This is a genomic window from Tsukamurella soli (genome assembly GCF_039541155.1).
Taxonomy (GTDB): domain Bacteria; phylum Actinomycetota; class Actinomycetes; order Mycobacteriales; family Mycobacteriaceae; genus Tsukamurella; species Tsukamurella soli.
Window position 1 is genome coordinate 18,861 of record NZ_BAABFR010000068.1, and the last position, 8,597, is coordinate 27,457.

Genomic DNA, 8,597 nt, shown 5'->3' on the forward strand with positions numbered 1-8,597 from the left:
ACCCGCACGGCAGTGCGTCCTGGCACGCCACGGGCCCTGCTGCGTGCCAGGATGCACCGTCGCATTCGACCCCGGCTGCGGGGCCTCGCCGGGGGCGCGCGTTCGTCACGCGGGCGCCGATACAGCCGATACAATCGACGGGACTTCTCCCCGCCCCTGCATACCGCCCGGCCGGACGGCGCCATCCGGTGGCACGCCGGCGAACGTGGGGCGTGGCGCTCACCGTCGCCGACCCCGCGGCGCGAATGCCGTTGTGGGCTAGACGATCTCGCGTCGCACGATGGTCTGGTCCCGCCCGGGGCCGACGCCGATACACGACATGAACGCTCCGGACAACTCCTCGAGGCGCAGCACATAGTCCTGTGCGTTCTTCGGCAGGTCCTCGAACGTGCGGCACTCGCTGATGTCCTCCCACCAGCCGGGCATCGTCTCGTAGATCGGCGTGGCGTGGTGCAGCTCGGACTGCGTCATCGGCATGTCGTCGTGGCGGACACCGTCGATCTCGTAGGCCACGCAGATCGGCACGCGCTCCATCGAGCTGAGCACGTCCAGCTTGGTGAGGAAGAAGTCGGTGATGCCGTTGACGCGCGTCGCGTACCGCGCGATCACGGCGTCGAACCAGCCGCAGCGCCGCGCACGCCCGGTGGTCACACCGACCTCGCCGCCGGTCTTGGCGAGGTACTCGCCCCACTCGTCGTGCAGCTCCGTCGGGAACGGACCCGAGCCGACCCGCGTGGTGTACGCCTTGAGGATCCCGAGCACCGTCGTGATGCGGGTGGGGCCGATTCCCGACCCGACGGACGCGCCACCCGCGGTGGGGTTGGACGAGGTCACATAGGGGTAGGTGCCGTGGTCGACGTCGAGCAGGGTGCCCTGCGACCCCTCCAACAGCACCGTCTCGCCCCGCTCGAGCGCCTGGTTCAGCTCGAGCCGCGTATCGGCGATGCGGTGGCGGAAGTGCTCGGCGAGCCCGATCGTCTCCTCGACCACCTGCTGCGGGTCGAGCGCCTTGCGGTTGTAGATCTTCGACAGCACCTGGTTCTTGTATTCGAGTGCCGCCTCGACCTTCTGGGTGAGGATCGACTCGTCGAGGACGTCGGCGACCCGCACGCCCACGCGCGCGATCTTGTCCTGGTAGCAGGGGCCGATGCCGCGGCCGGTGGTCCCGATCTTCCGGTTGCCGAGGAACCGCTCGGTGACCTTGTCGATGGCCACGTGGTACGGCATCAGGAGGTGAGCATCGGCCGAGATCAGCAGGCCGGAGGTGTCGACGTCCCGCTGCTCCAGCCCCTCGAGCTCGTTCAGCAGCACCGACGGATCGACCACGACGCCGTTGCCGATCACGTTCTTGACACCCGGGGTGAGGATTCCCGACGGGATCAGATGGAGGGCGAACTTGTCGCCGTTCGGCAGGACCACCGTGTGACCTGCGTTGTTACCACCCTGGTACCGGACCACCCACTGGAGCTTCTCCCCGAAGAGGTCGGTCGCCTTACCCTTACCTTCATCTCCCCATTGGGCGCCGATCAGCACGATCGCAGGCATCGGACGATCTCCTTCCGGCCCGGTAACCACCTCGGATACCCACGAGCCGTACCGCGACTTTACAGTAGGTGCGGTGAGCGCCGTGACCGACAGCACCATCGTTGTGCGCGCCCCGGACGTACCCGTCCCCGGGCCGCTGAGCGAGCTGAAGACCATCACCGTCGATCTGCAGACCGTGAAGCCGGAGCTGAAGTCCAAACTCACGTTTCCCAAACGGATCGTGGTAGCTGGCCCCGACCTACTCCTGGCGGGCGTGCTGGCTCGCCTGCTGGCCGCGGAACGGCTCGATGTCGAGATCGGCTTCCTGCCCGCCGACGGTTCGCGCGCGGCCGGTGTCTACCACCCGGGCGATCCGCTCAACGGCACGCCGCGCGCGGTGCCACTGATCCGAGACGACCGCGGGGCGGTGCTGGTCGGGCAGGCAAAGATCACAGGACCCGACGGTGGCGCACTCATCGGGGAGACCTTCGTCGACTCGGCGCGGCTGTTCAGCGGGCGCGCCAAGGGCGTCCTGGTGGAGGCCACGGGCGAGGGGGCGGGCGTGCGCGCGCGGGTCAAGGAGCCCCTGCGCCGACGGTGGCTGACCGGTCGCGCCGCGCAGACGGGGGCGGTGGAGCTGGTCGTGACCCGCGACGGCAGGCCGGACCCGGCGGTGCTGACGCGGGCGACCTTCTACCGCCACACCGACGACTGGATCCTCATCTCCTGACCCGGCCCCGGATCCGTCTGGACCCGCGTGCAGGCCTGTTCGCACCCGCACGGATCGCCGGATCAGATGCCCCTTTCGTACGAATCGCTCCTGTCAATCTGCTGCGAATCAATAGTCACTTCAGTCACACGCGCACCACCTGTTCTACCTTCGATCCCGTGTCCTCTTCTCGAACGCGTCGGTTGCGCTCAGGTCGGCGCGGGCTCGGTGTCGCCGCCGCCCTCGGCGCCGTCGCGGTCGGCGTGGTGGCGGTCGGCGGCACGGCAGGAGCCGGATCCGCGTTCGCCGGTCCGGTCGCTCCGACGCCCGCAGCGAGGACCACCTCTGCGCTCCAGGCCGATGTCGACCGAGCGATGGCGGTGGCGCGGCGAGAGGGGGTGACGGTGTCGATCGCCGTCGTCGACCGGGCCACCGGGGCACAGGGCCAGAGCGCCAACGCCCATACCGGGTTCCTCACCGCCTCGGTGGTGAAGGTCATGATCGCGGACGACGTCCTCACCCAGCGGGACGCCGGCAAGCTCACCCTGAGCCCGTCGGACCTCGCGACCATGCGGTTGATGATCACCCGCTCCGACGACGACGCGGCGGACCACTTCTGGTCGATCGGCGGCGGTGACCCCATCGTCACTCGGATCGCCCGGCGGTACGGGCTGCACGACACGCGACCGCCGAAGGACCAGTGGTGGGACACCACCACCAGCGCCGCTGACCTGGTCTCGCTGTACAGCCAGATCGTCAGCGGCACCCACACGGCCCCCGACGTACGCGACTTCATCGTCGGTGCGATGCGCGGATTCCAGCCCACCGGCACCGACGGCGAGCACCAGACGTTCGGGCTGCCCACAGCGCTCGCCAACGAGCGGATCGTCGGCTACAAGCAGGGCTGGATGCCGCTCGCGGACGGCGAGTGGGTGCACAACAGCACTGCGATCGTCGGTGGCGACAACCGCTACATCGTCGCGATGATGGCTCACCAGCCCGCACCGAAGGGCGAGGGGCCGACGGTGACGGCACTCGACCGTGTCGCCGAGGCGCTGTTCCCGGGCGGTCGGATCGGGACGCCCGCGGGGGCGCGCAGCGGCAGTCCGGCCCCCGTCGCCACAGAGGCGACCGCGCCGCTGACCACACCCGCGTCCCCGAAGCCCGCATCCACGCAGCCCGCGATCCCACGGCCCGCAGCCGTGAGGCCGACCGCGGTCGAGAGGCTGTTCGAGAGCTGAGGAGGCTCGGTGGTGATCTCACAGATCGTTCAGAACGCCCGGAGTTCTCGCCATTGCGCCCGATTCATACCGGTATGGGGTAAAAATCGGCCACCGAACCGATCGGCCGCGTTGGCAACATCTCCAAAGCCAGTCTACCGTTCCAGCGTGCCACCTTCTTCTACGCCTACACGTCGGTTCCCCTCAGGGTTCCGTCAGGTCGCCTGGAGCGTTGCGACCGGTGTCGCGGTGCTGGGCGTCGGGACCGCCGCCACCCTCGGTGTGGCCGCGGCGACGACCCACCCGCACACCTCCGTCCCGCCGGTTCCCCCCGCCCCCGCGGCTCCCGTCGTTCCACCGGTCTCCGACCGCTTCCTGCAGGCCGATGTCTACCACGCCGAGGCGGTCGCGAGAAGGCAGGGCGCCCGCGTCGCGATCGCCGTCCTGGACCGGGACACCGGGCAGCGCGTGGAGAGCCGCAATGCGCACGCCCCATTCTTCACGGCGTCGCTGGTCAAGGTGATGATCGCCGAGGACGTCCTCACCCAGCGAGACCAGGGCAAGGTTCATCTGAGCAGCTCCGACATGCACATGATGCACCTCATGATCACCCGCTCCGACGACTTCGCGGCGGACAGCTTCTGGGACCTGGGCGGCGGCAACGCGATCGTCACCCGCGCCGCCGCACGGTACGGCCTGCACGACACGCACCCGCCCCGCGGCCCGTGGTGGTTCACCACCACCAGCGCCGACGACATGGTCTCCCTGTACGACCAGATCGTCACCAGGCGCTCCACCGACCCAGCGGTCGCGAACTGGATCGTCAGCGCCATGCGCGACTTCCAACCCACCGGCGACGACGGTGAGAACCAGACGTTCGGCCTGCCGACAGCGCTGTCCCGCGAGCCCGTCGTCGGCTATAAGCAGGGCTGGATGCCACTGCTCGACGGCAACTGGATACACGATTCGACCGCCATCGTCGGCAAGTCCGCCCGCTACATCGTCGCGATAATGGCGTCGCAGCCGGCGCCGAATGGCGAGGACCCGACCGTCAGCTCGATCGACGATGTCGCGAAGGCGCTGTTTCCACGCGGCCGGATCGGCGCCGCCGCACCGGTCCGGGCACCGGCGACTGCGCCGGTCAGGGCTCCCGCCCACGGCTGACGGCGCTCCACCGACTCGTCTGACGGGACACCGGTCAGCGGCCGGGCCGCCCGTCACGGAACACCGCGAGCGCCGAGGTGTGTTCGAGGCCCGCGACCTGCAGCAGATCGACGATCGTGGAACGCAGCTGCGCGTATATCACGACCTCGGAGAGGCCACCGTCTGGCACGTGTTCCTCGCGCACGTGCCGAGCCGCGGTACGCAGCACCCGGGCCGCATCGGCCGGGTCGGGGTGCTCGCCCGGCTCGGCGAGGACCATGTCCCGCAGGATCCGGAACGCCTCCCCCAGCCGACGGATCTCGGTGATCAGCTCGCTCGACACGGGCTCACCGATCTGCTGCGAGTTGATCGCCCGGCGCGCCATCACGCGGACATTGCGCACGGCGTTGTCGAGTGGTGCGGCGATCGCCGACATCCGCTCCATGCGCGTCCGCTCACTCCAGAACATCGGTGAGATCCGGGAGATCTCGACGCCGCCGGCGAGGTCGCTGCGCAGTTTGTCGAGGTCCGGCTGGGTGCCGCGGGCGGTCGACAGCGCAGACTCGAGGCGCCCGCGGTCGCGCTGGTCGAGGCCGTCGGCGACCGCGATCACCACCCGGCGCATCGTGTCGAGGATCTTCGCGGCGTCCTTGCGGGGGCGTGCCACCGGGCGGTTCGGGATGATCGCGGCGACGGTCACCCCGACGACGCCGCCGATCAGTGCGTCGATCATTCGGAACCAGCCGCCCGAGCCGCCGGGCGGCAGCATAGTCGCGACCAGGACCGCCGACGACGCGGCCTGCATCGGCACCAGTGGGCCCCGATCGAGAACCACGGCTGCGCTCATCGCCAAGGCGACCACCAGGCCGATCTGCCAGGCGCCGGTGCCGATCGTCCGTACCAACAGGTCGCCGACGCCGATGCCCAGCGTCACGCCGCCCACCAGCTCCAACGACCGCCGCAGCCGGTGGTCGAGCGACAGCCCGAGCGAGATCACGCCGGCGATCGGCGCGAAGAACGGCGTGATGTGGCCGATCACGTTGTGCGCGATGAACCACGCGATCGACGCGGCGAGCGCGCACTGCACGATGGGCAGCCACGACCCGAACAGCCGGCGCGTCCGGCTCTGGATGACCTCGGGCAGCCGGTTGTGGCGCTCCCGGAGCCGACTAGTCGCCGAGCCCGAGCGCGCTCGCAGCCCCGGGATCACAATCGTTCAGTAGGTCGAGGCAGCGAAGGAACTCGTCCTCCTCGCCGATGGCCTTCGCGGCGCGAGCCAGCGCCGCGACCGCGCGCAGGAAGCCCCGGTTGTTCTCGTGGGCGTAGGGCACCGCGCCGAAGCCCTTCCAACCCTGACGACGCAGCTGGTCGAGCCCGCGATGGTAGCCCGTGCGGGCGTACGCGTAGGCGGTGATCGCCTGGTCGGCGTCCAGCGCCGCCTCCGCTAGATATGCCCAGGCCAGCGACGATGTGGGGAAATCAGCGGCCACTTCGGCCGGCGCGCGGCCGTTCAGGAGTTGTGATTCGGGCTCCTCATCGATGTCGAGCAGCACCGGCGGCGGCCCCAGCAGATCTCCGAACGACGTCATGGATTAAGTCTTGCACGTGCGCAGCCCGCTACTCTGTCTTTGTCCGTGCCCGGCTCGGTGCGCCGCGGCACGATCGGTAATGGCCGTACACGGTAGAGACAGGGCGGGACTCGATGGCGACAGATTCCACCGGGGGAGCAATCGTGCGGGGCCTGCGGCGGCTCCGCAAGGGGCGGGGCAGCGTCCCCGTCTGGAACTCCCTGGACGCTGACGACACAACGGCGCCCGGCGCGCCCGTGGTCCCGCCGGCCGGGCCCGACGGTGCCGGGCTGGCCGCGGTCGACGGCGGCGTCGAGACAGGCGGCGTCGAGACAGGCAGTGCCGAGACAGGCAGTGCCGAGCCGAGCCGAGCCGATGACGGTGCCGATGACGGTGTGGGCGCCGCCGACACCGTCGCCAGGCCGGCGCCGGCCGACGAGGCCGTCACGCACGAGGGTGAGCAGCCCGGCGCCGCCGAGCCGAGCGCGGCCGACACCGTCGCCTTCCCCGTCGCCGAGCGCTCGGACCCGGAGCAGACCGAGGGGACCGCCGAGACGACCGAGGACGAGAGCACTGCGGCCGAGAACGACGCCACCGCGGCCGAGACCGTCCAGATCCCCGTCACGGGCGGCGGAGCGGCGGCTGCGGTCACGGCTGCTGCGGCCGCCACAGCCGTGAGCGCTGAGGGCACCGAGGCACCCACCGCCGACGAGACGGCGGACGACGAGACCGCGCAGCACGAGTCTGCGCTGGACGAGACCACGCACGACGAGGCCCAGGGGACGACGGGCGAAGCGGCCCAGCCGGAGGCCGCCGACGCTGAGCCTGCCGAACCAGTGCCCGCCGACGCCCCCGGCACCGGGACGACCTCCCCCAGCGAGGCCGCGACCGCGGCCTTCCCCGCCGTCACGCGCGCCACCGCCGAGCCCGAGCAGGCCGAGGCAGAGGAGGCCGAGCCCGAGCAGGCCGAGCCTGAGCACGCCACCGCCGAGCCCGAGCACGCCGAGGCAGAGGAGGCCGAGGAGGCCGAGGCTGAGTCGGAACCAAGGCCCGCCGCCCCGAGCGAGGCCACGACCGTCGCATTCGCAGCGGTGAAGCGCCCCGACGTCTCGGACGACACCGCCGAGCGGGCCACGTCGACCGACCGGGCAACGCCCGAGGACGAGGCTGGGCCTGACGAGGAGCCCGAAGGCGAAGCGGCACCCGAGGAGACCGCGTCCTCCGACGAGCCCGACCCGGTAGCGACCCCGAACCGCTTCTCCGCACCGTCCGAGGCGAAGACGGTGAGCATAAAGAAGGAGGATCTGCCGCAGGCGGACACCGAGGCTCCCGCAGCCGAGCCCGATCCCGGGCCCGAGCCGACCGCAGCCGCAGCCGCAGCCGACGAGGCGAAGCACGACGAGAGCGACACCGAGCCCCACAGCGCGGCAGCCGGGAACACACTGGCCGCGGCGGTCGCGGCGACCACAGCCGCCGGGGCGGTCGCCGACGCGGACACCCGTTCCGACACCGACAGCGCCACCGTGGATCCCATGGACGCGCCTACCGTCAGCATTCCGTCGGCGCAGTCTCCACTGCGCACCGTCGGCCCCATCAGCACAGCGCCGACCGAGGCGATTCCCGCCCAGTCGGCACCGGTCGCGGACCCCGCCACGGGACCGGTTCGCGCGCCCGGACCCGTGCTGTTCCCGCCGGTCCCGCCGAAGGCGAAGCGCCGCTTGTCACAGCGGGTGCTGTGGGCCGTCGCCGCGGCGTGCGTCGTACTGGTGATCGTGGTCGCGGCGATCGCGTTCGCGGTGACCCGCTCGGGCGCCGGCAACGACCCGCGCAAGGTGGTCGCCGACGCCACCACCGCGTATGTCCAGGCCCTCGACCAGGGTGACCTCGGCAAGCTGCAGCAGCTGACGTGCGGCAGTATCAAGCAGTACTACGAGAAGCTGCAGCCGAGCCAGTGGGCCGGGATCTACCAGCAGACCAAGGACGCGGGTCTCGTTCCGGGCATCGACGGATTCCAGGCGATCGAGGTACACGACCGCACCGCCGAGGTGCAGGCCCTGGTGCACTACACCGGACAGCCCGACCAGAAGGTCTCGCGCACGTTCTCGCTCGCGAAGGAGGGCGGCAGTTGGAAGGTCTGCTCGCCTGGCGCGTGACGGTCCGGCCCGCGCGATGACTCGACCCGACTCCGGTGGCGGGCGGCCGCCACTCGGCGACGCCCGCGCTCGCCGTGGCACGGGCCGGGGATCGGTGCCGTCGCCCGATACGCCGACGGTGCCGGCTCGAACCGACGTCCCCACGGTCGCGCGCAAGAGCGCCGATGCGCCCACGGTGCCGGCTCAGGTCTCACCCGCACGCCCCGCAGCCGCACATCCCGCGGCCGGACGCACCGCAGCTACAGCTCCGCCGGCCCGCCCGGCGCCCGCGCGCCGCTCG

Annotated in this window: 7 protein-coding genes and 1 pseudogene; 5 read left to right on the forward strand and 3 right to left on the reverse strand. The window is 71.0% G+C overall.

Going from position 1 to position 8,597, the window contains the following annotated elements; genetic code table 11:
- Nucleotides 1-258 precede the first annotated feature (258 nt).
- Nucleotides 259-1,545 (reverse strand): adenylosuccinate synthase, encoded by a 1,287-nt coding sequence (locus ABD908_RS18465; RefSeq protein WP_344998639.1) that lies wholly within the window; start codon nt 1,543-1,545, stop codon nt 259-261.
- Between the two features lie 73 nt (nt 1,546-1,618).
- Between ABD908_RS18465 and ABD908_RS18470 the strand changes: the two genes are divergently transcribed.
- From ABD908_RS18470 to ABD908_RS18480, 3 genes are all read left to right on the forward strand, one after another.
- A complete protein-coding gene (locus ABD908_RS18470; protein ID WP_344998641.1) occupies nt 1,619-2,254 on the forward strand; it encodes a hypothetical protein in 636 nt (211 codons plus the stop codon).
- Nucleotides 2,255-2,412: 158 nt separating this feature from the next.
- Nucleotides 2,413-3,474 carry a serine hydrolase gene (locus ABD908_RS18475; RefSeq protein ID WP_344998643.1) on the forward strand — a complete coding sequence of 354 codons (1,062 nt, stop codon included), beginning with the start codon at nt 2,413-2,415 and terminating at the stop codon, nt 3,472-3,474.
- 147 nt (nt 3,475-3,621) lie between these two features.
- On the forward strand, nt 3,622-4,617 hold the full coding sequence (locus ABD908_RS18480; RefSeq protein WP_344998645.1) for a serine hydrolase: 996 nt from the start codon (nt 3,622-3,624) through the stop codon (nt 4,615-4,617).
- 34 nt (nt 4,618-4,651) lie between these two features.
- Here ABD908_RS18480 and ABD908_RS18485 read toward each other — a convergent pair whose 3' ends face one another.
- On the reverse strand, nt 4,652-5,806 hold the full coding sequence (locus ABD908_RS18485; protein ID WP_344998647.1) for an FUSC family protein: 1,155 nt from the start codon (nt 5,804-5,806) through the stop codon (nt 4,652-4,654).
- The gene (locus tag ABD908_RS18490; protein WP_344998649.1) at nt 5,766-6,185 is read right to left on the reverse strand and encodes a DUF3151 domain-containing protein; all 420 of its coding nucleotides are present in this window, start codon (nt 6,183-6,185) and stop codon (nt 5,766-5,768) included. The genes ABD908_RS18485 and ABD908_RS18490 overlap by 41 nt, the downstream gene beginning before the upstream one ends.
- A gap of 113 nt (nt 6,186-6,298) precedes the next feature.
- Between ABD908_RS18490 and ABD908_RS18495 the strand changes: the two genes are divergently transcribed.
- A complete protein-coding gene (locus ABD908_RS18495) occupies nt 6,299-8,317 on the forward strand; it encodes an Rv0361 family membrane protein (RefSeq protein ID WP_344998651.1) in 2,019 nt (672 codons plus the stop codon).
- Nucleotides 8,318-8,333: 16 nt separating this feature from the next.
- A pseudogene (locus ABD908_RS18500) lies at nt 8,334-8,597 on the forward strand (hypothetical protein); the annotation flags it as partial.